We start from the raw sequence: 24,153 nt of genomic DNA on the forward strand, positions 1-24,153 counted from the left end.
CCCGGCGGCGTGGCGACCGTCCCGGGGCGGATCGCTGGCCCAGGATCCGGGCGCGTGGCACACACCTTCGACGAACTCGTGGCCAAGCAGCGCGCGGCGGACGAGGCACACAACCGGGTACGGCAACTGCGGGAGGCCTACGACCCGCGCACCCGCGCCCGCTGGAGCGCGCACCAGCGGGCGACGTGGGAAACGGCCTGGCGGGCCTGGCGCGACCTCGCCCGCGACGTCCGCGTCGCGGTGACCGACTTCGCCCGCGCCGAGGGCCGGCCGCTCCTGGAGGTCGAGGCGGAACTGACCCGGGCGGTACGTACCGATGAGCGAGGAGAGCCGGGCGGCTGAGTCACGGGCGGGCCCGGCCGGGACGGGAGCGGTGCGTCTCCGTGCGCGGGGCGACCGTAGGCTTGGCCGGTGTGAGACGCAGACGGTCGGTGCCGCCCTCTCCGTTGCCGCAGCGGGACGGGGTGGATCCCGTGCGGGTGCGGCTGCCCGCCGGTCAGCAGTGGGCCACGGTGCGGGAGCATCTGGTGCGGCGCCTGGCCGCCGGTGCCGGCGTGGTCGACGGGATGTTCGCCGCGGGGCTGATCGTCGGGGCGGACGGACGTCCCGTACCGGCCGGGACGCCGTACGCGCCCGGCATGTACCTCTGGTTCCACCGGGAGCTGCCCGACGAGGTGCCGGTGCCGTTCCCGCTGGAGGTCGTGCACCGGGACGAGCACATCGTCGTCGTCGACAAGCCCCACTTCCTCGCCACCATCCCGCGGGGCAGCCACGTCACCCAGACCGCGCTCGCCCGGCTCCGCCGTGAGCTCGGCGTCCCGGAGCTGGGCGCCGCGCACCGCCTCGACCGGCTCACCGCGGGTCTGGTGCTGTTCACGGTGCGGCCCGCGGAGCGCGGCGCCTACCAGACGCTGTTCCGCGACCGGCGGGTGCGCAAGGAGTACGAGGCCGTCGCCCCGTACGACCCGGCGCTGGAGCTGCCCCGCACCGTGCGCAGCAGGATCGTGAAGGAGCGCGGGGTGCTGACCGCCGGGGAGGTCGAGGGCGAACCGAACGCGGTGACCCGCGTGGAACTCCTCGGCCACCGCCCGGACGGTCTGGGCCGGTACCGGCTGCTGCCCCGCACCGGGCAGACCCACCAGCTGCGGGTCCACATGAACGCCCTCGGCGTGCCCATCCTGGGCGATCCGCTGTACCCCGTGGTGACCGGTCCCGTCCCGGCCGGTGACTTCCGGCGCCCGCTGCAACTGCTCGCGCGGACACTGGAGTTCACCGACCCGGTGACGGGCGTGGAGCACCGGTTCAGCAGCGGCCGGAGCCTGGCCGCCTGGACCTCGCGGGAGGCGTGGGCGGCCGGTCAGTAGCCGCGCCACCAGCACAGGAAGCGCTGCCAGGCGTTGCGCGGCGGGGCGGGTTCGCTCACCGGCGGGGGCGGCGGCACGGGCACGGGCGGCTCGACGCGTGTCGCGGCCGGCTGCGGCCCGGCGACCGTCGCCGTCCCCGGCCGGCTCCCGTCGATGTGCCAGTCCTGCCGCGGGGGCGCGTCGTTCTCGTGGCTGGGCCGCTGTGTCACGTCCTGCTGCGGCCGGGGCGTGAAGTGGACGGGCAGGGACACGAGGTGGCGCGAGGCGATGGACTCGGTGAAGGACAGCTCCTCCTCGCCGACGCTGAGCTCCACGTCGGGCAGCCGCATCAGCAGGGCGTCGACGCCGACTTCGGCGATGGTGCGGCCGATGTCCTGTCCCGGGCACTCGTGCGGGCCCCCGCCGAAGGCCAGGTGCGAGCGGTTGCCCTGCATGTCCGCCGTCGGGTCGGGGCGCACGCGTGGGTCGACGTTGGCCGGGGCGGGCGCGAACAGCAGCGCGTCCCCCCTGCGGATGCGCCGGCCGCCGAGCTCCGTCTCCTGCTTGGCGTAGTAGGCGAAGATGGTGCTGAACGGCGGCTCGTCCCACAGCAGTTGCTCCACCGCCTGGGGCACGGTCATCTGGCCGCCGTTGAGCTGGGAGCGGAAGCGCGGGTCGATCAGCACCTGGCGCAGCACGTTGGCGAGGAGGTTGGCGGTGGCCTCGCAGGCGGCGATCAGCACCACCCTGAGGTGCTGGCTGACCTCCTCGTCGGTCAGCCCGGCCGGGTGGGCGATGAGACGGCCGGTGAAGTCGCCCAGCGGCTCGGCCCGGCGCCGGACGGTGAGGCGTTCCAGGGCTCCCATGATGTACGCGTTGCTGGCGATGGCGGTCTCGGTGCCCCTGAGCATGTCGCGGGCGGCCTCGACGATTCGGTCGTTGTACTCGTCGGGCATGCCGAGGACGTGGCACATCACGGCCATCGGCAGGTGCTCGGCGTACTGGCTCACCAGGTCGGCCTCGCCCGCCTCGCAGAACCGGTTGACGACCCGCTGGACGCTGCGGTTGACGTGCCGGCGCAGCCCGCGGAAGTCGGTCGACGCCACGGCGGCGTCGATGGCGCCGCGCAGCCGCTTGTGCTCGTCGCCCTCGGCGTGCGCGCACATCGGCTGCCAGGCGATGTGCGGCATCAGCGGATGGTCGGGCTTGACCAGGCCCTCCTCGAGCGCGGACCAGATCCGGCTGTCCTTGCAGAACTGCGCCGGAGTGCGGACCAGTTGCTGGCTCTCGGCATGGCCGAGCACCACCCACATCGGCACGTCGTCGTGGACCAGGACGGGCGCCACCGCGCCGTGTTCGGCGCGCAGGTCCTCGTACAGCTTGCGCAGGTCCTCCGACTCGTGCAGCCGGGCGAGCCCGCCGGGGCCCAGGCCGTGCGCGGGGCAGCCGGGGGGCGGCTCGGGCCGGGAGCCGTCCGTGCCGGTCGGGGTCGCTCCCGTCGGGGAGGGGGGTTCAGGCGTCACAGTGGTCGCTCCGGAGGGGGAGAACAGGAGGCTGGGGTGGGTGGACGAGCGCCGGGGTCAGGCGCGTGAGCCCGTCATGGCGAGGGAGTGCAGGAACCGCATCAGGGTCATCAGGACGTCACGGCTGGAGGCTCGGCGCCGCACGTCGCACTCCACGATGGGGATCTGCTCGGACAGGTCGAGGGCGGAGCGCAGGTCCGCGACGGGGTAACGCGGTCCGTCCGGGAAGGAGTTGACGGCGACGACGAACGGCACGCCGCGTTCCTCCAGGCGCCCCATGACGTCGAAGCTGACTTCGAGACGGCGGGTGTCGACCAGGACGACCGCGCCGAGCGCCCCCTCGAACAGCCCGTTCCACAGGAACCAGAAGCGCTCCTGGCCCGGGGTGCCGAACAGGTACAGCACCAGTTGGTCCGTGATCCTGATGCGGCCGAAGTCCATGGCGACGGTGGTGGCCGTCTTGGACGCCGAGCCGTAGTTGTCGTCGACCCCGATGCCGGCCTGCGTCATGGTCTCCTCGGTGGTCAGCGGTTTGATCTCGCTGACCGAGCCGACCATGGTCGTCTTGCCGACGCCGAATCCGCCGACGACGACGATCTTCACCGCGGCCTGGGCCGTGTGCGGCAACTGGTCCTCGGCCCGGGGTCCCGGGACGGTGTCAGAGCCTTTGAAGTCCATGCATCACCGCTTCGAGAAGGGAACGGTCGGGGAGCGCCTCGCGGACGATCGAGGAGCGCGCCTGGACCAGTTCCGCCGTCAGCATCTCGGTGAGCAGCACGGTCACCACGCCGAACGGCAGGTTGAGGTAGGCCGACAGTTCGGCCACGGACAGGGGGGCGACGCAGAGCCGGAGCAGCGCCGCCTGCTCGGGGGTGGCGGACGGCGGGGGGTCCGGGGAGCGGGCCACGATCAGCGTCACCAGGTCGAGGTCGGCCCGTTCGCCGTCCGGCCCGGCCACGACGTACAGCCGCTCGGGGTTGCCGCCCCCGCCCTTCCTGCCGGCCGGTGCGGCCGGCTGCGGAGGGGGGCCGTCCAGGGGGGTGCGCCTGAGGCGTTTCGGAGGAGTCATACGGTCTGCCCGTTGCGTCGCGGCGGGCTGGTCAGATGGGCGCCGATGCGGACGACGAGGTCGCGCATCATGCCGCCCATCCGGCCGGGCTCGCACGTCATGTCGGACAGGACCGCGAGATAGGCGTTGGCACCGGCCGCCATGAGGTAGAAGTAGCCCTGGTTGATCTCGATGAGCACCATCTTCATCTCGCCGTCCCCGTGCGGGAGTTCCTGGGCGACGGCCCCGGCGAGGCTCTGGACGCCCGCACAGGCCGCGGCGACCCGGTCGGCGGCGTCGGGCTCACCGCCGTAGCGGGCGATGCGCAGGCCGTCGGCGGAGAGCACCACGATCATCTCGACGCCCGGTACGCCGTCGGCGAGCTCCTTGAGCATCCAGTCGAAGTTGGCTCGCTGCTGGATCACGTGAGGTCCCCCTCGTCCTCGGCCTCGGTGCGGGCCGGTTCGTTGATGAGATGCAGGTAGGCGGTCGGGTTGCGGGTGAAGTCGGTGGGGTGGACGCCCGGGTCGAGGTCCTTCTTCAGGCCCTCCCAGAAGGCGTCGACCCACAGCCCGGGTTCGCGGTCGTTCTGCTTCTTCTTCTCCGGCTCGGGAGTGGCCCAGATGTCGTGGTACTCCTCGCCCCGCTCCCGGGCCTCCCGCTCGGCCCGTTCGGCGGCCGCCTGTTCGGCGTACCGCTGGGCGAGCGGGGTCTTGACCCGGCTGCGGCGCTGCGGCAGCCCGCCCGCGGTCCACTCGGTGACCTCGGGGACGTCGTCCTCCATCGGGACCGTGGCGGGGATACGGGGGCTGGTGGGGCGGCGCCTCTTGGGTGCGCGCTCCGGCCCGGGGAGGGCGTCGACCGGGCGGGGCACCGCGGTCGCGCCGATGCCGTGGGCGAGGCCCACGCCCGGCTCGTCGGTGATCATCTCGCTCGGCACGACGAGGACGGCGCGGACCCCGCCGTAGGCGGACGCGCGCAGCGACACCTTCATGTTGAACGCGGTGCACAGCCGGCCGACGACGGCGAGCCCGAGGCGCGGGTTGCCGCCGATCTCCTGGAGGTCGACGCCCCGCTGGGCCTGCTCCAGGATGCCTTCGATCCGGGCCCTGGCCTGCTCGTCGAGGCTGACTCCGGCGTCCTCGATCTCGATGGCGACGCCGGTCTGCACCTCCGTGGCGGTGACACTGACCTTGGAGGTGGGGGGCGAGTAGCGGGTGGCGTTGTCGAGGAGTTCGGCGGCGGCGTGGATGACCGGCTCGACGTGGATCCCCTTGATGTTGATCTTGGCGATCGACTTCAGGTCGATGCGGCGGTACTCGAGGATGCGGGACATGGCGCCGCGCAGCACGCTGTAGAGCGCGACGGGCTGGGGCCACTGGCGCCCGGGCCGGCCGCCGCCGAGGACCGAGATGGAGTCGGCGAGGCGGCCGATCAGCGCGGTGCCGTGGTCGATGCGCAGCAGGTCGTCGAAGACCTCGGGGTTGCGGCCGTGGTCCTCCTCCATCTCGCGGAGTTCCTTGGCCTGCTGGTGCACGATCGCCTGGACGCGGCGGGCGATGCTGACGAAGGAGCGCTGGGAGGAGTCGCGCAGGTTCTCCTCGTCGTCGATGATCTTCAGCATCGTCCTGAGCAGCACGATCTGGTACTTGGGGAGGTCCCGCCAGGACGGGTCGAGCCCGGGCAGGCCGCGGATCACCTCGTCGGGATCGTTCCCGGCGTGCAGGTGGTCGAGGGCCGCGGGGACGACCCGCTCGGTGAAGTACTGCGTCTCCGTGTCGTGGGCGGCGATCCGCGCCTCCAGATACGCACGGTGACGGTCGTACCCGGCGCGGGCCTCCCGCAGCACGCGGCCGCGGCGTACCGCCTCCGCCGAGGCGGCGGTGACGAGCAGGGTCGCCAGGGCGCCGCACACACCGACGGCGGTACGGGCGGGCTCCGTCACCAGGGCGACGGCGGCTCCGGTCGCCGCGGCCATCACTATGGCCGGCAGCAACAACACGCGTGCGTAGGGTAGTTGGACACTCGCCATGTGAGCCCTCTGAAGCGAATCGACGAAAGACCGGGGAACGTGCACATAGGGGAACAAGCGCACGAATTCACCTCAACTCGGTGCGCTGCGGGCGAGCCTAGTCCGGCGGGATCATCGCCATGTCATATTCGGCAAGTGCCGGAAACGGCCTCTGCGGCAGGAGTACGCTCAGGACATTTGCACGCTCGGCTTCTTTTCGAACACACTGCGTCACGGCGTGCGGGCGTACGAAGAACACTCACCGTCACGGGTGAGGAAGGCCGCGGTGCCCGGATCCTGCCCGCCGGCCGGGCCGGTGATGCGCGCGTCGAGGGCGCGCGGAACGCACGAGCCCGGCGCGCACGGGGCGCACCGGGCTTCGGGCGGTGGGGCGCCGGACTCCGCACCGGCGCTCACGTGAGATCAGGCACTCACGGCGGTCAGCCCACGGAGGAGTACGCGACGACGCCGCGCAGCAGGCCCTCGACCGCCTTGCGGGCGTTCCTGGCGACCGTCGACCCCTCGAAGGCCGGAGCCGCGGCCGAGATCTGGCCGAGCACGTCGATGACCTGCTTGCACCAGCGCACGAAGTCACCGGCCGGCATCTCCGCCTCGCGCAGCACCTCGTCCAGCCCCTTGCCCGAGGCCCACATGTAGGCGGCCCAGGCGAAGCCGAGGTCGGGCTCGCGCTGGCCCACGCCCTCGGTCTGGCTGATCCGGAAGTCCTCCTCCAGGGCGTCCAGCCGGCCCCAGATGCGGACCATCTCGCCGAGGGCCGCCTTGGCCCTGCCCGAGGGCAGCTTCGGCGCCATCGCGTCGTCGGCCGCCCGGGCCTCGAACACCAACGCCGACACGCACGCGGCGAGTTCGGCGGGGGCGAGCCCCTCCCAGACGCCCTCGCGCAGGCATTCGCTGGCCAGCAGGTCGAGTTCGCCGTACAGCCGGGCCAGCCGCTTGCCGTGCTCGGTGACCTCGTCACCGCGCAGGTAGTCCATCTCGGTCAGCAGCGCGACGATCCGGTCGAAGGTACGGGCGATGGTGTTCGTCCGGCCCTCGATGCGGCGCTCCAGCTGCGAGGTGTCGCGCATCAGCCGGTGGTAGCGCTCGGCCCAGCGGGCGTGGTCCTCGCGGTCCTGGCAGCCGTGGCACGGGTGCGCCCGCAGCTCCTTGCGCAGCCGCGCGATCTCCCGGTCGTCGGCCGCCTGGGACCGCTTCTTGCGGTGCCGCTCCGGAGCGATGTGCCCGGCCTTGGTGCGCAGCGCCGAGGCGAGGTCCCGGCGGGACTGCGGCGAACGGGCGTTGAAGGACTTCGGGATCCGCATCCGCTCCAGCGCCTCGACCGGCACCGGGAAGTCGATCGACGCCAGCCGCTTGACCTGCCGCTCGGAGGTCAGCACCAGCGGGCGCGGACCGTCGTGGTACTCCACGCCGCGGTGCCCGCCCGAACGCCCCGCGGGCAGCCCCGGGTCCAGCACCAGGGCCAGCCCCGCGTACTTGCCGGTGGGCACGTGGATGATGTCGCCGGGCTTGAGCCTCTCCAGCGCCACGGCGGCCTCCGCACGGCGCTGCGAGGCGCCCTGCCGGGCCAGCTCGGTCTCCCGGTCCTTCAGCTCGCGGCGCAGTCGCGCGTACTCCTCGAAGTCGCCGAGGTGGCAGGTCATGGAGGCCTTGTAGCCCTCGAGCCCCTCCTCGTTGCGCTGCACCTGGCGCGAGATGCCGACGACCGACTTGTCCGCCTGGAACTGGGCGAAGGACGTCTCGAGCAGTTCGCGCGAGCGGTGCCTGCCGAACTGCTCGACCAGGTTGACCGCCATGTTGTACGACGGCTTGAAGCTGGAGCGCAGCGGGTACGTGCGCGTGCCGGCCAGTCCGGCGAGGTGCTCGGGGTTCATGCCGCGCTGCCACAGCACGACGGCGTGGCCCTCGACGTCGATGCCGCGCCGGCCGGCCCGGCCGGTCAGCTGGGTGTACTCGCCGGGGGTGATGTCGGCGTGCTGCTCGCCGTTCCACTTGACGAGCTTCTCCAGCACCACCGAGCGGGCGGGCATGTTGATGCCGAGGGCGAGGGTCTCGGTGGCGAACACGGCCTTCACCAGGCCGCGGACGAACAGTTCCTCCACGACCTCCTTGAACGTCGGCAGCATGCCCGCGTGGTGGGCCGCGATGCCGCGCTCCAGGCCCTCCAGCCACTCGTAGTAGCCGAGGACGTGCAGGTCCTCGGCCGGGATGGAGGAGGTGCGCTCCTCGACCAGGGAACGGACCTTCGCCCGCGCCTCCTCGTCGTTGAGCCTCAGCCCGGCGTACAGGCACTGCTGGACGGCGGCCTCGCAGGCGGCGCGGCTGAAGATGAAGGTGATGGCGGGCAGCAGGCCCTCGGAATCGAGCCGCTCGATGACTTCGGGCCGGCTCGGGGTCCACACGCGCGAGCGCTGCCTGCGCTCCCGCTCCCGGTCGGCCTCGCGCAGGGTGCCCCGCCCGCGGCGGCGGTCCCCCCAGGAGGGGCGGCTGGCCTCCAGGCGTGCCATGCGCGTGAGGTCGGGGTTGACGGCCTTCTTGTGGCCCTCGCCCTCCTCGAACAGGTCGTAGATCCGGCGGCCGGCGAGGACGTGCTGGAACAGCGGCACGGGCCGGTGCTCGGAGACGATCACCTGGGTGTCGCCGCGGACGGTGTCCAGCCAGTCGCCGAACTCCTCCGCGTTCGACACCGTCGCCGACAGGGAGACCAGGGTCACCGATTCGGGGAGGTGGATGATCACTTCCTCCCAGACGGCACCGCGGAACCGGTCGGAGAGGTAGTGCACCTCGTCCATCACCACGTAGCCGAGGCCGAGGAGGGTCTGCGATCCGGCGTACAGCATGTTCCGCAGCACCTCGGTGGTCATCACGACCACGGGGGCTTCGGAGTTGACGCTGTTGTCGCCGGTGAGCAGGCCCACCTTGTCCGTGCCGTAGCGACGGCACAGGTCGGCGTACTTCTGGTTCGACAGCGCCTTGATGGGGGTCGTGTAGAAGCACTTCTTGCCCTGCTGGAGGGCGAGGTGGACGGCGAACTCGCCCACGATCGTCTTGCCGGAGCCGGTGGGCGCGGCGACCAGCACGCCCTTGCCCGCCTCGAGCGCCTGGCAGGCCTCGATCTGGAAGGGGTCGAGGCCGAAGTCATACATCTCGCGGAAGGACGCGAGCGCCGTGGCCTGCTCGGCAGCGCGCCTGCGTGCTGCCGCGTACCGCTCGGCCGGTGAGAGATCCTCTGTCATCGTGCTTTCGAGCGTACCGGGCCGCACCGACAACAGGACGATCATTACCGGGGCCCGCGCCCGCGGGCGTTGCGGACCGCCGGATCAGGGGCCGACGACCCGCAGGGCGCCCGGTACGCACCGCGCGGTCAGCGGCAGCGGCCCGACCGGCTCCCCGTCCGCGTACCCGGTGACCTGCTCGGCGGCCAGCTCGACGCTCGCGGCCCGCAGCACGGTGATCGCGGGGTGGCCGACGTGCGTGCCCCGGTAGACCCGCGGGAACACCCGCAGCAGGGTGGCGCGGCTGCACTCGCCGACCACCGTGATGTCGAACAGCCCGTCGGTGAGGTCGGCGCCGGGGCATATCCGCATACCGCCGCCGTACGACGGCCCGTTGCCGACGGCCACCAGGGTCGCCTCGACCTCGCGGACCTCGCCCCCGTCGAGCGTGATCCGGTACGGCAGCGGGCGGAAGGCGGCCAGCTCGGCGACCATGGCGACGTCGTACTTCAGGCGCCCGAGCGGCAGCCGCATCCGGTTGCCGCGGTCGTTGACCCGTGAGTCGAAGCCGGAGGCGAGGACGGCGCCGAACCAGTGGTCGCCGATCCGGCCGAGGTCGATGTCGCGGACCCGGCCGCACTTGAGGGCGTCGGCGATCATCCTTCCGGCCGCCGCCGGTTCCCGCAGCGGCATGCCGAGCGCGCGGGCGAAGTCGTTGCCGGTTCCGGCGGCGACCAGACCGAACGGGGTGCCGGTGCCGACGACGGCCTGCAGGGCGAGGTTCGCCATCCCGTCGCCCCCCACGGCGATCAGGGCGCCGGTGCCCTCGTCGATGGCGGCGCGCACCCGGGCGAGGGCGTCCCCGGAGTCGTCGCCGAGGACGGTCCGCACCGAGAAGCCGGCGTCCCGGAGGGCGGAAGCGGCCGGCAGCGCCGCGCGGGCGCCCCGGCCGCGGCCCGCGGTGGGGTTGACGAAGAGGGTGATCTCGCTGGTCACGGGAGTGACCCTATGAGCTGCGGGTGCGTCCTCAGGTCACGTCGTCATAACCGTTGACCCGGTCCCTGGTCGTCGGCTCGGGCAGCGCGGCCACGGGCTCCACGGGGTCGATGGCCTCGGGCGTCAGGTCCAGCTCGGACGCCTCGTCGTCGGCGGGGCCCAGGGCCTCGATGCGGCGCTTGCGGCGGTCGTTGAGCAGGGCCACGCAGACGGCGGCGAAGTAGAGGATCCAGATCGGTCCGGCGAGCGCGATCATCGTCAGCGGGTCGGTGCTCGGCGTGGCGATGGCCGCGAACAGCGTGATGCCCATGATCATGCCGCGCCACCAGCCGAGCATCCGCTTGCCGGACAGCGCCCCGGAGAGGTTGAGCATGATCAGCAGCAGCGGCAGCTCGAAGGAGAGACCGAAGACGACCACCATGCGGGTGACGAGGTCGAGCAGGTCGTCCAGCGGCAGCAGGTTGTCGACGTTGCCCGGCGTGAACTCGATGAGCACCTTGGCCGTGGTCGGCAGCACCCGGTACGCGAAGTAGGCGCCGCCGAGGAACAGCGGGAAGCCGGTGGCGACGAACGCGTAGGCGTACTTCTTCTCGTGCCGGTGCAGACCGGGGGCGACGAAGGCCCACAGCTGGTACAGCCAGACCGGGGCGGCGAACACGATGCCGGCCATCAGGGAGACCTTCAGCGCCAGGGTGAACGGCGTGAGCAGGCCGTTGATCGTGATCATCGCGCACGGCTGCGCGTCGTCCCGCGTCGCTCGGGACAGTTCCTCGAAGGACTGGCCGCAGCCGACCGACTTGAGCACCGGGTCGGTGAAGAAGTTGATGATGTCGTTGTAGAAGAAGGCTGCGACGACCGTCACCAGGACGATGGCCAGCAAGGCCTTCGCGAGCCGGTTGCGGAGCTCACGAAGGTGCTCCGCCAGGGGCATCCGCCCCTCCGGATCCTTCTCCTGTTTGCGGGCAGACTTCAGCAACCCACGTTCCCATCTCGTGCGGCGGGCCGGTGGTCACCGGCCCTGCGTCAGCGCTTGGTCGTGTCCGTCGGCTCCGCCACCGGGCGGGAGCTGGTCACGTCGCCAGGGGCGGCCTGGATGGTGCGCTGCGCCGAGGACTCCTCGCCGGGGGCCGGCGGGTCGGCGGGGGCGGAGGACTTGTCCTCCTTCATCGCCTTGGCCTCGCTCTTGAGAATGCGGGCCGACTTGCCGAGCGACCGCGCCATGTCCGGAAGCTTCTTCGCGCCGAACAACAGGATGACGACGACGAGGATGAGAATGATCTCGGGAGCGCCGATCTTGCCACCGAACATAAGTCTTTACCTTCTCACCGAGGCTGCGGGGGTGCTGACCGACCGGCCGGACAGGCGTCCGAACGATCGTGCTGACAGCGATCGTAACGCTCAGGGGTGAACGCGAGGCAATCCCCGTGCGTACTCCGGTCCGCGGTCCGGGCCTCGTTCTCCGGTCCGCGCCCCAGCAGCGTACCTGCCGCGCCCCGTGGCTCGACAGGCCGCGGCGGCCCGTGCCGTCGCCGCTTCCTCCCCCGTGCCCGCCCCCGGACGCCCGCCGGACCGGGCTCCCGCAGGTGGTCGTGGCCGGAGCGGGAAGCGCTCCCGCGCCGCGGGGCGTCCGCCGGGCGCCGGGTGCCACGAGCCGTCGTCGCCGGGCCGGCCTTCGCCGGCCGGCGGTGCCGTGAGCCGCGTCGCCCCCTTGGTCCACGCGTGTGCCGGTGCGGCGCGCGGCGCCGAACGGCTCAGAGCGCCTCGGCGGACCGCGCCGCGCCGTCGGCGGCCCGCTCCAGTTCCTCCGCCGCCCTGCTGATCCGGCGGGCCGAGTCCGCGACCTGCCTGCCCAGCCGCTCCGCCTCGACGAACACCCGGACGGCGAGCACCCCGAGCACCACCAGCCCCAGGAACCCCACAGCTATCGCGAACATCGGCCAGAACATGAGGCGAGCCTAGACGGTCGAGTGCAGCCGCAGCGTCCGCACCCCGCCCCCGGTCAGCAACTCCACGATCCGCTCCCCCGCCGGCTTGCGCACGGCGGCCCCGCAGCGCGGGCAGGTGAAGGAGTAGAAGGTGGTGCGGCTGCTCGCCCCGATGGCCAGGCGCAGGGCGCTCGCGGCGAGCTCGAAGCGCTCCCGGCAGTCGGGGCAGCCCGCACGGAACATCACCGGGGCCACACCGGTCATCCCGGCGAACGCGGACGCCGCCGTCATGCCCCGCGTCCCAGGGGTCGCCGACTCGCTCAAAGCCCTCGCTCCTGACTGTCGTCCTGCCCGTCCCGTACCGCCCGGCCGCGGGCCGGTCATCCGGCCGCCTCGACCCCGTCGTACGCCGCCAGCGCCTCGCGCGCCGCCTGCCGGGCGCTCTCCGCGAGGGCGGCCGGCTCGACGATGCGGCCGTCGCGGCCGAGCCGCAGGGCCAGCCGCCTGAGGGAGGCCGGGTCGGGGGTGCGCAGGGTGATACGCAGCCCGCCGTCGGGAAGCTCATCCGCGCTGTCGTGCGGGTAGTACTCGGCGACCCAGCGGCCCCCCGGACCGACCTCGACCACGACCTCGGGATCCTCGGCCGAGGGCTGTACCAGCCCTTCCGACAGGTCGCGCAGCTCGACCTCCGGCGGCGCGGACGGCTCGTCCAGGATCCTGATCTCGGCGACCCGGTCGAGCCGGAAGGTGCGGCGCGCCTCCGAGCGGCGGCACCAGGCCTCGACGTAGGTGTGGCCGACGCTGACCAGGCGGATGGGGTCGATCTCCCGCTCGGTGACCTCGTCACGTGCGGGCGAGTAGTAGCGGATCCACAGTCTGCGGCGCTCGGCGATGGCCCGGTCGACGTCCGCGAAGACACCGCCCTCGGACTCGAAGGTCACCGACAGGCGGGAACTGGCGCCGGCCGCCTCACCGGCCGCCGTCTCCACCTTGGCGGTGGCGCGCAGCAGTGCCTGCCGGTCGCTCTCGCGCAGCCCGGGCAGCGTGGCCACCGCGCGGGCGGCGACCAGCAGGGCGGTCGCCTCGTCGGCGGCGAGCCGCAGCGGCTCGGCGGCGTCCGCGCCGAGGGCGGCCGGGTTGTGCCACCAGATGCGCTCGCCGTCGGTGTCGATGTCGAGCAGGTCGCCGCCGCGGAAGCTGGTGCCGCACATGGGCAGCACGTCGAGGTCGGAGACCAGTTCGTCCTCGGTGATGCCGAACGCGCGCGCCACGTCCTCGATCCGGGCGCCGGGGCGTTCGCGCAGATACGTCACCAGGGACAGCATCCGCCGGGTCTGGTCGATGGCGTTCACGGGCCTGACCGGTTTGCCTGCCACGTTCTTGTCCGCTCCCCCTCAGCCCTTGGCCACGGCGCGCAGCCGGTCCACCACGTCGGCCCGCAGCTCGGCGGGCTCCAGGACCACCACGTCGGGGCCGAACTCCACCAGCCAGGCATCCAGCCCGTGTCCGTACGGAATCTCCAACTCGTCCCATCCGTCGCCGAGTTCCCGCACCGTCGTGGCCTTCGCCCGAAGGGGGTAACCGGCGTCGGAGCGCAGCCGGATGCGTGCCGAGCGGTCGGCGGTCTCCCCGGCCCAGCTCGCCACGGTCTCGCGCACGGTGACGACGTCGGGCACCGGGACGGTGAAACGGCCGCTGCGCGAGCGCACCTTGCCGGTGATCCTGGAGAGCCGGAAGACCCGCTCGGCACCCCGGTCGCGGTCCCAGCCGGCCAGGTACCAGTGGCCGCGCCAGCACTCCAGCGCCCAGGGCTCGACGTGCCGCTGCCCGGGCTGGGCGGCGTTCGCCTTGCGGTAGTCGAAGACGACCGGGCGGCGGTCGCGGCAGGCCAGCATGAGCGGCTCGAACGCGGCCTCGTGCACGGGGATGCGGGGCTCCAGGGCGCCGTGGGCGCCATAGGGGTCCACGTCCTCGGGGAGACCGGCCGCGCGCAGTTTCTGCAGGGCCCCGCTGGCCGCTCCGGCGAGCCGGGCCTGCTGCCACACCTTGGCGGCCAGCCCGAGGGCGGCGGCCTCCTCGGCGTCGAGGGTGATGGGCGGCAGCCGGTTGCTGTCGCGGCGGGCGAGGTAGCCGGTCTCGCCGTCGAGGTTCTCGACGGTCTCGATGACCAGTCCGAGTTCGCGCAGGTCGTCCTTGTCGCGCTCGAACATCCGGTTGAAGGAGTCGTCGGACCCGGCTTCCAGGTAGGCCTCGATGGACTCGCGCAGCTCACGCTTGCTGAGCGGCCGCCGTGTCCCGAGCAGACACAGCGCCAGGTTCATCAGCCGCTCGGCCTTGGCAATGGCCATCGACGCGCTTCGCCTCCCTATGGTGCTTACGAGCGATGACCGTACCGTCCCGCGGTGGCGCGGTAAAAGCCGAGGGCCCATGCCCGGACAGGCATGGGCCCTTCACGATCGACTCCGGTCGGATCAGACGCCGAGCAGGTCGACCACGAAGATCAGGGTCTCACCGGGCTTGATCGCCGGGGTGGGGCTCTGGTTGCCGTAGGCGAGGTGGGCGGGGATGGTCAGCTGACGCCGGCCGCCGACCTTCATGCCCTGCACGCCCTGGTCCCAGCCCTTGATGACCCGGCCGCCGCCCAGCGGGAAGCGGAAGGGGGTGCCGCGGTTCCAGCTGGCGTCGAACTCCTCGCCCGTGCTGAAGGCCACGCCGACGTAGTGCACGGTGACGGTCTGGCCCGCCTGCGCCACCTCGCCGTCGCCCTCCCAGATGTCCTTGATCTCGAGGTCCGCCGGGGGCTCGCCGCCCGGGAAGTCGATCTCGGGCTTGTCGATGCTCACGTCTAACGCTCCTGCTTGTCTGCGGAAAGGCGAACACGCACAGTCTTACATCCCCGCGGCCTCACAGCTTCGCGAGGATGTCCACCGAGAAGACCAGCGTGGAGTCCTTCTTGATGGGGCTGCCCTGCGGCGGGTTGTCGCCGTAGCCCAGCTCCGGCGGGATGACGATGAGGACCCGGCTGCCGACCTTCTTGCCGGTGAGCCCCTGCGCCCAGCCCTTGACGACCTGCTGGAGCGAGAACGACGTCAGCTGGCCCCGGGCGTACGTGGAGTCGAACTCCTCGCCGCCGTCCCACAGGACGCCCTTGTACTGCACCAGGACGCTGTTGTCGGCGCCGACCTCCTCGCCGTCGCCCTCGATGACGTAGCTGGAGACGAGCTTCGCCGGCGGGTCGGTGTCCGGCACCTCGATGGAGGGCGCCTTGCCGTCGGTGTTGGTGCCGACCTTGGGCAGGTCCTTGTTGTCCTGCGCGACCTCGCTGCCCTTGGCTGAGCTCTTGGCGTTGAACGTGTCCTCGACGTCGACCACGAACACCAGCGTGTCGGTGCCCTTGATGCCCGCCTGCTCGTTGCCCTGCTCGCCGTAGCCCCAGGTGGGCGGGACGGCCATCTGGACGCGGCTGCCGGTCTTCTTGCCGGTGAGCCCGTACCGCCAGCCGTCGATGATGGTGCCCTGGGCGAGCTGGATCGCCAGCGGCGTCCCCCGGTCGTAGGAGTTGTCGAACACCTTCGCGGTGCTCCACACCTGCCCGAGGTAGTTGGCGACGACGAAGTCGTTCTCGGCGATCGTCTTGCCGCCGCCCGCGATGACCGTCTTGACCGCGAGGTCCTTCGAGGGGTCGCCGCTGCCCTTGGCGACCGTCGGCTTCTCGCCGAACTTCGTCCCCGCCGTGATCGCCGGCAGCGGGCCGTCGACGATCTTCGGCGGCGGTGCCGCGGACGTCTCGGGTGCCGAGGGCGACGCGCTGTCGCCGGTATTGCCCGAGTCGGACTTGTCGTCGCCGCACGCGGCGAGGGTGGCCAGTCCAGCGGGAACGGCAATGAGGAGTGAGCGTCGGCGCACGGTGGGGGCCTCGTAATCATCGATCTTGGTGGATGGCGTCCGCGCAACTCTACGGCGTGAGGAGGGCGCCGCACGGTGTAACGTACGGCGCCCGTGTGACGTTCCGGGTCTTTCGGGAATCCCCGCCGGGAACGCCTCGCTCACATACCGGCGATCAGCTTCTCCACCCGCTCGTCCACCGAACGGAACGGGTCCTTGCACAACACGGTGCGCTGGGCCTGGTCGTTGAGCTTGAGGTGCACCCAGTCGACGGTGAAGTCGCGGCGCTGCTCCTGGGCGCGCCGGATGAAGTCGCCCCGCAGCCGGGCCCGAGTGGTCTGCGGCGGTACGGACTTCCCCTCGAAGATCTTCAAATCATTGCAGATCCGCGCGGCTTGTCCCTTCTTCTCCAGCAGGTAGTACAGACCACGACGGCGGTGGATGTCGTGGTAGGCGAGGTCTATCTGCGCGACCCGCGGGTGCGACATGGTCATGTTGTGCTTGGCCCGGTACCGCTCCAGGAGCTTGTACTTCATGACCCAGTCGATCTCGGTGCCGATGCGGTCGAGGTCCTCGGACTCGATGGAGTCCAGCGTCCGGCCCCACAGCTCCAGCACCTGCTCCACGGTGCCGGTGCGGATGCCGCGGCGCTCGACGAAGTCCACCGCCTTCTCGTAGTACTCGCGCTGCACCTCCAGCGCGGAGGCCTCCCGGCCGCTGGCCAGGCGCACCTTGCGGCGCCCGGTGATGTCGTGGCTGACCTCGCGGATCGCCCGGATCGGGTTCTCCAGGGTGAGGTCGCGCATGACCGTGCCCGCCTCGATCATGCGCAGCACCAGGTCGGTGGCGCCGACCTTGAGCAGCATGGTCGTCTCGGACATGTTCGAGTCGCCCACGATGACGTGCAGCCGGCGGTAGCGCTCGGCATCCGCGTGCGGCTCGTCGCGGGTGTTGATGATCGGCCGGGAGCGGGTCGTCGCGGAGGACACGCCCTCCCAGATGTGCTCGGCCCGCTGGCTGACGCAGTACACGGCGCCGCGCGGTGTCTGCAGCACCTTGCCCGCGCCGCACAGCAGCTGCCTGGTCACCAGGAAGGGAATGAGGATGTCCGCGAGCCGCGAGAACTCCCCGTGCCGGGCCACCAGGTAATTCTCGTGGCAGCCGTAGGAGTTGCCGGCGGAGTCGGTGTTGTTCTTGAAGAGGTAGACGTCGCCCGCGATTCCTTCCTCGTGCAGGCGTCGTTCGGCGTCCACCAGGAGTCCTTCGAGAATGCGCTCGCCGGCCTTGTCGTGGGTGACCAGCTCGGTCACGTTGTCACATTCCGGCGTCGCGTATTCCGGATGTGACCCCACGTCGAGATAGAGGCGGGCGCCGTTCCGCAGAAAGACGTTGCTGCTTCGGCCCCATGACACGACACGGCGGAAGAGGTACCGCGCCACCTCGTCAGGCGACAGGCGGCGCTGTCCCCTGAACGTGCACGTGACGCCGTACTCGTTCTCCAGCCCGAAAATGCGGCGGTCCATGAGGGAACATTACGCCCGATCCCCCGAGCTGAAACGAGGTTCGACAGCACGATTTGGATCATTTTCCGAACGGGCCGCGACGACCGCTCTCCCGGCGGGAGCTGCCAATACCCGTCCTGTGGCGACCAAAACCAGCAGCGACACGCCGCCTGCGACACCCGGTACGGCGAACCCCCACAGCGCCCCGCCCGCCTCGACGACCGGACCCGCCAGCCCCGTCCCGAGCGACGCGCCGACGGTGAAGGTCGTCACCAGCCAGGAGAACGCCTCCGTGACCGTCCCGCGCGGGGCGTGCCGGTCCACCAGCACGAACGCACACGCGATGGCCGGCGCCAGGAAGATCCCGGCGACCACGGCGAGCAACGTCATGGCCACCGCGTCCGGCATCAGCATCAGCGGCAGGTAACACACCGCCAGCAGGGCCACGAGCACCTGGAGCCGCCGCGCGGGCTCACCGGCCCACTGCCGCGCCCCGTAGACCACACCGCCGACGAGGGCACCCAGGCCGATCCCCGCCATCAGCCAGCCGTACACCTGGTCGCCGCCGTGCTCGTCCGCGTACGTCATGGCGGCCACGGTGATGGACCCGAGCGCCATGCCCACGGCCAGGAAGGCCCCGAGCAGCGCGAGCAGGCCGCGCGAGCGCAGCGCGCCCAGCCAGTGCGCCTCACGCGGCGCCGACCGCCAAGCGCGCGAGGGCGGCGACACCACGACGGAGAGGGCGCCCAGCACGCCGAGGCCGTTCAGCACGAGCAGCGCGGCCCCCGCCGACCACAGCGAGGCGCACAGCGTGACGAGCAGCGGCCCGACGGTGAACATCACCTCCTGGGCCACGGCGTCCATGGCGTAGGCGCGGTGGACGTGCTCCTCCTTGTGCAGCACGGAGGACCACAGCGCCCGCAGACCGCCCTCCAGGGGCGGTGTGAAGAGTCCCGCCGCGCCGACCGCGGCACAGGCCACCGCCGGCTGCCCGATCCCGGCGAAGGCGAACAGGGCCATCGCGAGCGCCGAGAGCACGGCGGCGGGCAGCTGCACCCGCGGCTGTCCCCGCAGGTCCACGAGTCTGCCCAGGACCGGCTGTCCGACGGCGTTGGCGACGCCGTACACCGCCGCCAGGGCGCCGGCCAGGCTGTAGCTCCCGCCCTCCGCCCGCACGAAGAGCACGATCGCGATGGGAGCGGTGGCGTTGGGGAGGCGCCCCACGAGCGTGCCGACGAGCAGCCGGGCGGCGTGCCGTGCCCGGAGCAGCTCCAGGTATCCCGTGGCCATGCGACCCCTCCCACTGGACGTTGTACGTATAACTACCGTGTTCATACGTACCATGTCGGCTGTTCACCAGTCCAGACGAAGGAGCGGCCCGACGATGGCCCGAGCCGGTACCCGCCCCACGAGCCGGGACGTCGCGCGGGCCGCCGGCGTCTCCCAGGCCGCGGTCTCCCTGGTCCTCGGCGACAAGTGGCGCGGCCGGGTCTCGGAGGCGACGGCGGAGCGCGTCCGCGAGGCCGCGCGCACGCTGGGCTACCGCCCGAACCTGGCCGCCCGCAATCTGCGGCTGGGCCGCACCCGTACGGTCCTGCTGGTGGTGCCCGCGCTGACCACGGAGTTCTTCGCGGGTGTCTACACCGGGGCGGCCCGGGTCGCCTCCCAGCACGGCTTCGGCGTGGTGCTGTACCCCTCCCCCGAGGGCATCGGTCCCGCCCGCGACCCCTTCGCCTCCGCTGAGGCCGCCCTGGACGGGGTGATCGCCTCGTCCATGGCCGCGGAGGCCCTGACGGCGATCCGCGGCGACCAGCTGCCGCTGGTGATGCTGGACAGCGACCCCCGGGGCAGTGTGGGCGCGGCCACGGTCAACCTGGACATCGCGGGGGGTGTCCGTCAGGTCACGGACCATCTGCTCGGCCTGGGCCACCGTCGCTTCCTGCACCTGGCGGCGGATGTGCCGTCCTGGACCTTCGAGGTACGCGCGCGGGAGCTGGCGGCACGGCTGCGGGAGGTTCCGGGCACCTCGCTGCGCACGGCACGGTCCCCGATCTCGATCAGGGGCGCGGAGGCCGCGGCGGAGGCCGCGCTGGCCTTCCGCGACGGGCCGACGGCGGTGGTCTGCGACGACGACCAGCTGGCGGCGGGGGTGTACAAGGCGGCGCGGCGGCTGGGGGTGCGGGTGCCGGAGGACCTGTCGGTGACGGGGGTGGACGATCTGGCGGTGGCGACGGCGATCGATCCGGAGCTGACGACCGTCCGGCTGGACGCGGAGCTGTTCGGGGAGCGCGGGATGGGGGCGCTGCTGGCGGTCCTGGAGGGCCGCGCGCCGCTGGCCGACGACATCCCCGTCGAACTGGTGGTCCGCGGCTCCACCGCACCGGCGCGGGGCGCGTCGGTGTAGCCGGGGTGGCTGCCCCCGCCCATACCGACGCCGGGCGCTTGCCCGGTCGCCCTTCACGGCACCGGTGGAGGCACGACTGCCCGCGGAGAGCGGGAAGCGGGGTGGGACGGAGTGGGGTGGCCGCCCGCAGCCGCAGGCACACGACCGGCCACCGTCAACCGGACTCCGGACTACTCCACGTCGCCGCCGGACTCGGCCTCGGCCTCGGCCTGCGACTCCGCCTCCGCCGCCGTCTCCGCGCCGCCCGCCTCCAGCAGGCGTGCCAGCTGCCGGCCGCCGATCCGCCTGAACTTCCGCTGCTGCGGCCGGGTGCGGTCCAGCACCGCCACCTCCAGCCGCTCCGCGGGGATCTCCCGCTCGCTGCCGTTGGTGTCCCGCGACAGCGACTGCACCGCCAGCTCCAGCGCCTCCGCCAGCGTCATCCCGTCCCGGTGCCGCTGGTCCAGGTAGCCGCTGATCTGCTCCGCGTTGCCGCCCACCGCCACCGAGCCGTGCTCGTCCACGATGGACCCGTCGTGCGGCAGCCGGTAGATCTGGTCCTGCTCCGGGGTCTCGCCGACCTCGGCCACCACCAGCTCCACCTCGTACGGCTTCTCCCCCACGCTGGAGAAGATCGTCCCCAGCGTCTGGGCGTACACGTTCGCCAGGCCCCGGGCGGTCACGTCGTCCCGGTCGTAGGTGTAGCCCCGCAGGTCGGCGTAGCGCACGCCCCCGATCCGCAGGTTCTCGTACTCGTTGTACTTACCGGCCGCGGCGAAGCCGATCCGGTCGTAGATCTCGCTGAACTTGTGCAGCGCACGGGACGGGTTCTCGCCGACGAACACGATGCCGTCGGCGTACTGCAGCACGACAAGGCTGCGACCACGGGCGATGCCTTTGCGGGCGTACTCCGCCCGGTCGGCCATCGCCTGCTGAGGTGAGACATAGAACGGCGTCGACACCGGTTATCCGTCCCTTTCTGTAGATGTCACTGGACCACCCTGAACAAGCGAGCCGCCCGCTACAGCAGCGAGGCCCGCGGCCCGTCCGGCTGCTGCAGCCGCCGCTCCAGCACGGAGCGGGCGATGTCGGACGCCTCGTCCTCGGTGAGCCGGCGGAAACCGTCCTCGGTGATCACGGTGATGATCGGATAAATCCGGCGGGCGACATCGGGACCACCGGTCGCCGAGTCGTCGTCTGCCGCGTCGTACAGGGCCTGCACCACCAGTGTGGTGGCCTCGGCCTCACTCAGGTCGCCCCGGAACAGCTTCTTCATCGCGCCGCGCGCGAACACCGACCCGGAGCCGGTGGCGGCGTACCCCTGCTCCTCGGAACGCCCGCCGGTGACGTCGTAGGAGAAGATCCGCCCCTTCTCCCGGTCCACGTCGTATCCCGCGAACAGCGGGACCACGGCGAGTCCCTGCATGGCCATGCCCAGGTTCGAGCGGATCATCGTCGACAGCCGGTTCGCCTTGCCCTCCAGCGACAGCTGTGTGCCCTCGACCTTCTCGAAGTGCTCCAGCTCCAGCTGGAACAGCTTCACCATCTCCACGGCCAGCCCCGCCGTGCCGGCGATCCCGACCGCCGAGTACTCGTCGGCGGGGAACACCTTCTCGATGTCCCGCTGCGCGATGACGTTCCCCATGGTGGCCCGGCGGTCACCGGCGAGCACGACACCGCCGGGGAACGTGACGGCGACGATCGTCGTGCCGTGCGGCGCCTCGATCACACCCTGCACGGGCGGCAGCGACCTCTTGCCGGGCAGCAGCTCCGGCTGGTGATCGGAGAGGAAGTCCATGAAGGAGGAGGAGCCCGGCGTCAGGAAGGCAGCCGGCAGACGCCCGGTGCTACGAGTGTTGGCTTCCACGCGATTCCTTCCACGTATGCGGCAGCCCGCCTTATGGCATCGGGCCGGTCCTTGAACTGCCCCAGCGCCGCGTGGCGGCTGAAGCACAGTACGCCACGGACCCTACCCGTCCCGTGGCGGTGATCCACATGCTCGGCGGGGGCAACTCGGCATGCCCGGCAGACGCCTTGCGGCCGCGGCGCGCGCCGCGCTCCCGTCCCGGCCTCCCGACTACTGCCGGGAGCACTCGGCGGAGCACTCCCGGCAGTACGCCCGGCCACCCTCGGGCGTGGCCCTGTCACTCCCGGACGCCGCACCCGGCGGGCGCCGGCCGGCAACGCGGTCGGCGCCTCACATCCGAGCCGTCCGGCTCATCGGCTCGTCGACTCAACCGGCTCCGAGGAAACCGGATCCCGCCCGATCCCACCTCGAGACCGAGGGGGAATCACTCCCCGCCCTTCTGGACGAAGGACCTCACGAAGTCCTCGGCGTTGGCCTCGAGCACGTCGTCGATCTCGTCGAGGACGTCGTCCACGTCCTCGCTCAGCTTCTCCTGACGGTCCTTGAGGTCCTCGGAAGCCTGCGTCTCCGCCGCCTGCTCCTCGACCTCCTCCGTGGACCGGGTGGCCTTCTGCTGTCCGCCGCCGGTGTCCTTGGTCGCCATCACCCTCACCCCGCTCGGTTCGCCCGACACACTTGCTCGGTCAAGATCAGACCCTATAGGCCGGGTCCGACAATGCCCCCGCAGTTGCTCCAACGTACGGGGACCACCTCGATGATTCCCGGACCGGGCGTCTTCCACCCTGTCCGGCCGGATCTCCCCGGGTGTCCTCGGTACCCGCTCAGTGCCCCGACAACACCCTGACCAGGTCTTCCGCCGTGCGGCAGCGGTCCAGGAGCTCCTTGACGTGATTACGCGTTCCGCGAAGCGGTTCCAGGGTTGGCACCCGCTGGAGCGAGTCCCGGCCCGGCAGATCGAAGATCACCGAGTCCCAGGAGGCCGCCGCGACGTCGTCCGCGTACTGCTCCAGACACCGCCCGCGGAAGTACGCGCGGGTGTCCTCCGGAGGGGCCGTGCGGGCCCGCTCGACCTCTCCCTCGTCCAGCAGCCGCTTCATCCGTCCGCGGGCCACCAGACGGTTGTAGAGGCCCTTGTCGGGGCGGACGTCGGCGTACTGCAGGTCGACCAGGTGCAGCCGGGCGGCGTCCCAGTCCAGTCCGTCCCTGCGCCGGTACCCCTCCATGAGCTCCCGCTTGGCGACCCAGTCCAGCTCGCCGGCCAGGCTCATCGGGTCGTTCTCCAGCCGGGTGAGGGTGTCCTCCCAGCGCAGCAGCACGTCCTTGGTCTGCTCGTCCGCGTCCGCCCCGAACCGCTCCTCGACGTACTTGCGGGCAAGCTCGAAGTACTCCATCTGGAGCTGCACGGCGGTCAGCGTCCGCCCGCTGCGCAGCGTGACGAGCCGCTTCAGGGACGGGTCGTGCGACACCTGGTGCAGGGTGCGCACCGGCTGGTCCACCGCCAGGTCCACCGCGATGAACCCGTCCTCGATCATCGACAGGACCAGGGCCGTGGTCCCCAGCTTGAGATAGGTCGAGATCTCCGACAGGTTCGCGTCACCGATGATGACATGCAGTCGCCGGTACTTCTCCGCGTCGGCGTGCGGCTCGTCCCGGGTGTTGATGATCGGGCGCTTCAGCGTGGTCTCGAGTCCCACTTCGACCTCGAAGTAGTCGGCCCGCTGACTGAGCTGGAAGCCGTGCTCGTGGCCGTCCTGGCCGATGCCGACGCGGCCGGCGCCGGTGAAGACCTGCCGGGAGACGAAGAACGGCGTCAGGTGGCGCACGATGTCCGAGAAGGCGGTCTCCCGCTTCATCAGGTAGTTCTCGTGCGTCCCGTAGGAGGCGCCCTTGTTGTCGGTGTTGTTCTTGTAGAGGTGGATCGGCTGGGCGCCGGGGAGCTGCGCGGCCCGTTCGGCCGCCTCGGCCATGATCCGCTCGCCGGCCTTGTCCCAGAGCACGGCGTCGCGCGGGTTGGTGACCTCGGGGGCGCTGTACTCAGGATGGGCGTGGTCCACGTAGAGCCGCGCGCCGTTGGTCAGGATGACGTTGGCCAGGCCGATGTCCTCGTCGGTGAGCTGGCTGGAGTCGGCGGCCTCACGGGCGAGGTCGAAGCCTCGCGCGTCCCGCAGCGGATTCTCCTCCTCGAAGTCCCAGCGGGCCCGGCGGGCCCGGTGCATCGCCGCCGCGTAGGCGTTCACGATCTGGGACGAGGTGAGCATGGCATTGGCGTTGGGATGACCGGGCACGGAGATCCCGTACTCCGTCTCGATGCCCATTACTCGCCGTACGGTCATGCGGCCCTCCTTGCCCGGCGGCGTCCCCGGTCGGGGGCGCTGCTGTACCGCTGGCGCTCCGGTGCGTGTGCGGTGCCCGTCCCCGCACTGCGCGACTCGGCGGT

At 71.6% G+C, this 24,153-nt stretch carries 24 protein-coding genes and 1 pseudogene; 3 read left to right on the forward strand and 22 right to left on the reverse strand.

What is annotated here, in order from left to right; translation table 11 throughout:
• Positions 1-54 precede the first annotated feature (54 nt).
• Together IE118_RS25705 and IE118_RS25710 are read left to right on the forward strand one after the other, a co-directional pair.
• On the forward strand, positions 55-342 hold the full coding sequence (locus IE118_RS25705; protein ID WP_189560417.1) for a hypothetical protein: 288 nt from the start codon (positions 55-57) through the stop codon (positions 340-342).
• 71 nt (positions 343-413) lie between these two features.
• A complete protein-coding gene (locus IE118_RS25710; protein ID WP_189560418.1) occupies positions 414-1,364 on the forward strand; it encodes an RluA family pseudouridine synthase in 951 nt (316 codons plus the stop codon).
• Here the strand turns inward: IE118_RS25710 and IE118_RS25715 are convergent.
• The 17 genes from IE118_RS25715 to IE118_RS25795 all read right to left on the reverse strand — a co-directional run bounded on the left by IE118_RS25715 (position 1,358) and on the right by IE118_RS25795 (position 18,756).
• Positions 1,358-2,866: a cytochrome P450 gene (locus tag IE118_RS25715; protein ID WP_189560419.1), complete on the reverse strand. Its 1,509-nt coding sequence runs from the start codon at positions 2,864-2,866 to the stop codon at positions 1,358-1,360. The two genes, IE118_RS25710 and IE118_RS25715, sit on opposite strands and share 7 nt — an antisense overlap.
• 57 nt (positions 2,867-2,923) lie before the next feature.
• Complete coding sequence (locus IE118_RS25720; RefSeq protein WP_189560420.1) at positions 2,924-3,544, reverse strand: GTP-binding protein; 621 nt, start codon at positions 3,542-3,544, stop codon at positions 2,924-2,926.
• The gene (locus tag IE118_RS25725; RefSeq protein ID WP_189560421.1) at positions 3,525-3,935 is read right to left on the reverse strand and encodes a DUF742 domain-containing protein; all 411 of its coding nucleotides are present in this window, start codon (positions 3,933-3,935) and stop codon (positions 3,525-3,527) included. The genes IE118_RS25720 and IE118_RS25725 overlap by 20 nt, the downstream gene beginning before the upstream one ends.
• The gene (locus IE118_RS25730; protein ID WP_189560422.1) at positions 3,932-4,339 is read right to left on the reverse strand and encodes a roadblock/LC7 domain-containing protein; all 408 of its coding nucleotides are present in this window, start codon (positions 4,337-4,339) and stop codon (positions 3,932-3,934) included. Before IE118_RS25730 ends, IE118_RS25725 begins: the two co-directional genes overlap by 4 nt.
• On the reverse strand, positions 4,336-5,946 hold the full coding sequence (locus IE118_RS25735; protein ID WP_189560423.1) for a sensor histidine kinase: 1,611 nt from the start codon (positions 5,944-5,946) through the stop codon (positions 4,336-4,338). Before IE118_RS25735 ends, IE118_RS25730 begins: the two co-directional genes overlap by 4 nt.
• Before the next feature lie 419 nt (positions 5,947-6,365).
• Positions 6,366-9,224, reverse strand: a complete 2,859-nt coding sequence (locus IE118_RS25740; protein WP_189560424.1) for a DEAD/DEAH box helicase — start codon at positions 9,222-9,224, stop codon at positions 6,366-6,368.
• A 39-nt stretch (positions 9,225-9,263) separates the two neighbouring features.
• Positions 9,264-10,154: a diacylglycerol kinase gene (locus IE118_RS25745; RefSeq protein WP_189560425.1), complete on the reverse strand. Its 891-nt coding sequence runs from the start codon at positions 10,152-10,154 to the stop codon at positions 9,264-9,266.
• 31 nt (positions 10,155-10,185) lie between these two features.
• Entirely contained in the window at positions 10,186-11,130 is a 945-nt protein-coding gene (tatC, locus tag IE118_RS25750; RefSeq protein WP_189560426.1) for a twin-arginine translocase subunit TatC, read from the reverse strand.
• Positions 11,131-11,177: 47 nt separating this feature from the next.
• Entirely contained in the window at positions 11,178-11,462 is a 285-nt protein-coding gene (tatA, locus tag IE118_RS25755; RefSeq protein ID WP_189560427.1) for a Sec-independent protein translocase subunit TatA, read from the reverse strand.
• Positions 11,463-11,905: 443 nt separating this feature from the next.
• Positions 11,906-12,100, reverse strand: a complete 195-nt coding sequence (locus IE118_RS25760; RefSeq protein WP_189560428.1) for a hypothetical protein — start codon at positions 12,098-12,100, stop codon at positions 11,906-11,908.
• A 9-nt stretch (positions 12,101-12,109) separates the two neighbouring features.
• Positions 12,110-12,370, reverse strand: a complete 261-nt coding sequence (locus IE118_RS25765; RefSeq protein WP_189560429.1) for a hypothetical protein — start codon at positions 12,368-12,370, stop codon at positions 12,110-12,112.
• A gap of 89 nt (positions 12,371-12,459) precedes the next feature.
• Positions 12,460-13,455 carry a helix-turn-helix transcriptional regulator gene (locus tag IE118_RS25770; RefSeq protein ID WP_189560430.1) on the reverse strand — a complete coding sequence of 332 codons (996 nt, stop codon included), beginning with the start codon at positions 13,453-13,455 and terminating at the stop codon, positions 12,460-12,462.
• 18 nt (positions 13,456-13,473) lie between these two features.
• The gene (locus tag IE118_RS25775) at positions 13,474-14,427 is read right to left on the reverse strand and encodes a helix-turn-helix transcriptional regulator (protein ID WP_189560431.1); all 954 of its coding nucleotides are present in this window, start codon (positions 14,425-14,427) and stop codon (positions 13,474-13,476) included.
• A 123-nt stretch (positions 14,428-14,550) separates the two neighbouring features.
• Complete coding sequence (locus IE118_RS25780; RefSeq protein WP_030835713.1) at positions 14,551-14,922, reverse strand: FKBP-type peptidyl-prolyl cis-trans isomerase; 372 nt, start codon at positions 14,920-14,922, stop codon at positions 14,551-14,553.
• Between the two features lie 61 nt (positions 14,923-14,983).
• The gene (locus IE118_RS25785; RefSeq protein WP_189560432.1) at positions 14,984-15,985 is read right to left on the reverse strand and encodes an FKBP-type peptidyl-prolyl cis-trans isomerase; all 1,002 of its coding nucleotides are present in this window, start codon (positions 15,983-15,985) and stop codon (positions 14,984-14,986) included.
• A 140-nt stretch (positions 15,986-16,125) separates the two neighbouring features.
• Complete coding sequence (gene pafA / locus IE118_RS25790) at positions 16,126-17,487, reverse strand: Pup--protein ligase (protein ID WP_189560433.1); 1,362 nt, start codon at positions 17,485-17,487, stop codon at positions 16,126-16,128.
• 9 nt (positions 17,488-17,496) lie between these two features.
• Positions 17,497-18,756, reverse strand: coding sequence for an MFS transporter (locus IE118_RS25795; protein ID WP_189560434.1), 1,260 nt, complete (start codon positions 18,754-18,756; stop codon positions 17,497-17,499).
• 94 nt (positions 18,757-18,850) lie between these two features.
• Here IE118_RS25795 and IE118_RS25800 point away from each other — a divergent pair, with 94 nt between their 5' ends.
• Complete coding sequence (locus IE118_RS25800) at positions 18,851-19,870, forward strand: LacI family DNA-binding transcriptional regulator (RefSeq protein WP_189560435.1); 1,020 nt, start codon at positions 18,851-18,853, stop codon at positions 19,868-19,870.
• Positions 19,871-20,040: 170 nt separating this feature from the next.
• Here the strand turns inward: IE118_RS25800 and prcA are convergent, their stop codons facing one another.
• From prcA to dop, 5 genes and pseudogenes are all read right to left on the reverse strand, one after another.
• Positions 20,041-20,811: a proteasome subunit alpha gene (gene prcA, locus IE118_RS25805; protein ID WP_189560436.1), complete on the reverse strand. Its 771-nt coding sequence runs from the start codon at positions 20,809-20,811 to the stop codon at positions 20,041-20,043.
• Positions 20,812-20,870: 59 nt separating this feature from the next.
• Complete coding sequence (gene prcB, locus IE118_RS25810; RefSeq protein WP_189560437.1) at positions 20,871-21,716, reverse strand: proteasome subunit beta; 846 nt, start codon at positions 21,714-21,716, stop codon at positions 20,871-20,873.
• Positions 21,668-21,883: pseudogene (locus tag IE118_RS34770) on the reverse strand (endonuclease domain-containing protein); the annotation flags it as partial. The pseudogene IE118_RS34770 and the gene prcB, both read right to left, overlap by 49 nt.
• A 257-nt stretch (positions 21,884-22,140) precedes the next feature.
• Positions 22,141-22,359 (reverse strand): ubiquitin-like protein Pup, encoded by a 219-nt coding sequence (locus tag IE118_RS25820; protein ID WP_189560438.1) that lies wholly within the window; start codon positions 22,357-22,359, stop codon positions 22,141-22,143.
• 178 nt (positions 22,360-22,537) lie between these two features.
• Positions 22,538-24,049 carry a depupylase/deamidase Dop gene (gene dop / locus IE118_RS25825; protein WP_351806586.1) on the reverse strand — a complete coding sequence of 504 codons (1,512 nt, stop codon included), beginning with the start codon at positions 24,047-24,049 and terminating at the stop codon, positions 22,538-22,540.
• Between the last annotated feature and the right edge of the window lie 104 nt (positions 24,050-24,153).

Origin of the sequence: Streptomyces pilosus (genome assembly GCF_014649835.1) — a bacterium.
Taxonomy (GTDB): Bacteria; Actinomycetota; Actinomycetes; order Streptomycetales; family Streptomycetaceae; genus Streptomyces; species Streptomyces pilosus.

Coding starts and splice junctions, on each gene's coding strand:
- IE118_RS25820 (WP_189560438.1), bottom strand. CDS start 22,359: ATGGCGACCAAGGACACCGGCGGCGGACAGCAGAAGGCCACCCGGTCC.
- IE118_RS25800 (WP_189560435.1), top strand. CDS start 18,851: ATGGCCCGAGCCGGTACCCGCCCCACGAGCCGGGACGTCGCGCGGGCC.
- IE118_RS25760 (WP_189560428.1), bottom strand. CDS start 12,100: ATGTTCTGGCCGATGTTCGCGATAGCTGTGGGGTTCCTGGGGCTGGTG.
- pafA (WP_189560433.1), bottom strand. CDS start 17,487: ATGGACCGCCGCATTTTCGGGCTGGAGAACGAGTACGGCGTCACGTGC.
- IE118_RS25720 (WP_189560420.1), bottom strand. CDS start 3,544: ATGGACTTCAAAGGCTCTGACACCGTCCCGGGACCCCGGGCCGAGGAC.
- IE118_RS25735 (WP_189560423.1), bottom strand. CDS start 5,946: ATGGCGAGTGTCCAACTACCCTACGCACGCGTGTTGTTGCTGCCGGCC.
- dop (WP_351806586.1), bottom strand. CDS start 24,049: ATGACCGTACGGCGAGTAATGGGCATCGAGACGGAGTACGGGATCTCC.
- IE118_RS25795 (WP_189560434.1), bottom strand. CDS start 18,756: ATGGCCACGGGATACCTGGAGCTGCTCCGGGCACGGCACGCCGCCCGG.
- IE118_RS25775 (WP_189560431.1), bottom strand. CDS start 14,427: ATGGCCATTGCCAAGGCCGAGCGGCTGATGAACCTGGCGCTGTGTCTG.
- IE118_RS25725 (WP_189560421.1), bottom strand. CDS start 3,935: ATGACTCCTCCGAAACGCCTCAGGCGCACCCCCCTGGACGGCCCCCCT.
- IE118_RS25740 (WP_189560424.1), bottom strand. CDS start 9,224: ATGATCGTCCTGTTGTCGGTGCGGCCCGGTACGCTCGAAAGCACGATG.
- tatA (WP_189560427.1), bottom strand. CDS start 11,462: ATGTTCGGTGGCAAGATCGGCGCTCCCGAGATCATTCTCATCCTCGTC.
- IE118_RS25765 (WP_189560429.1), bottom strand. CDS start 12,370: ATGACGGCGGCGTCCGCGTTCGCCGGGATGACCGGTGTGGCCCCGGTG.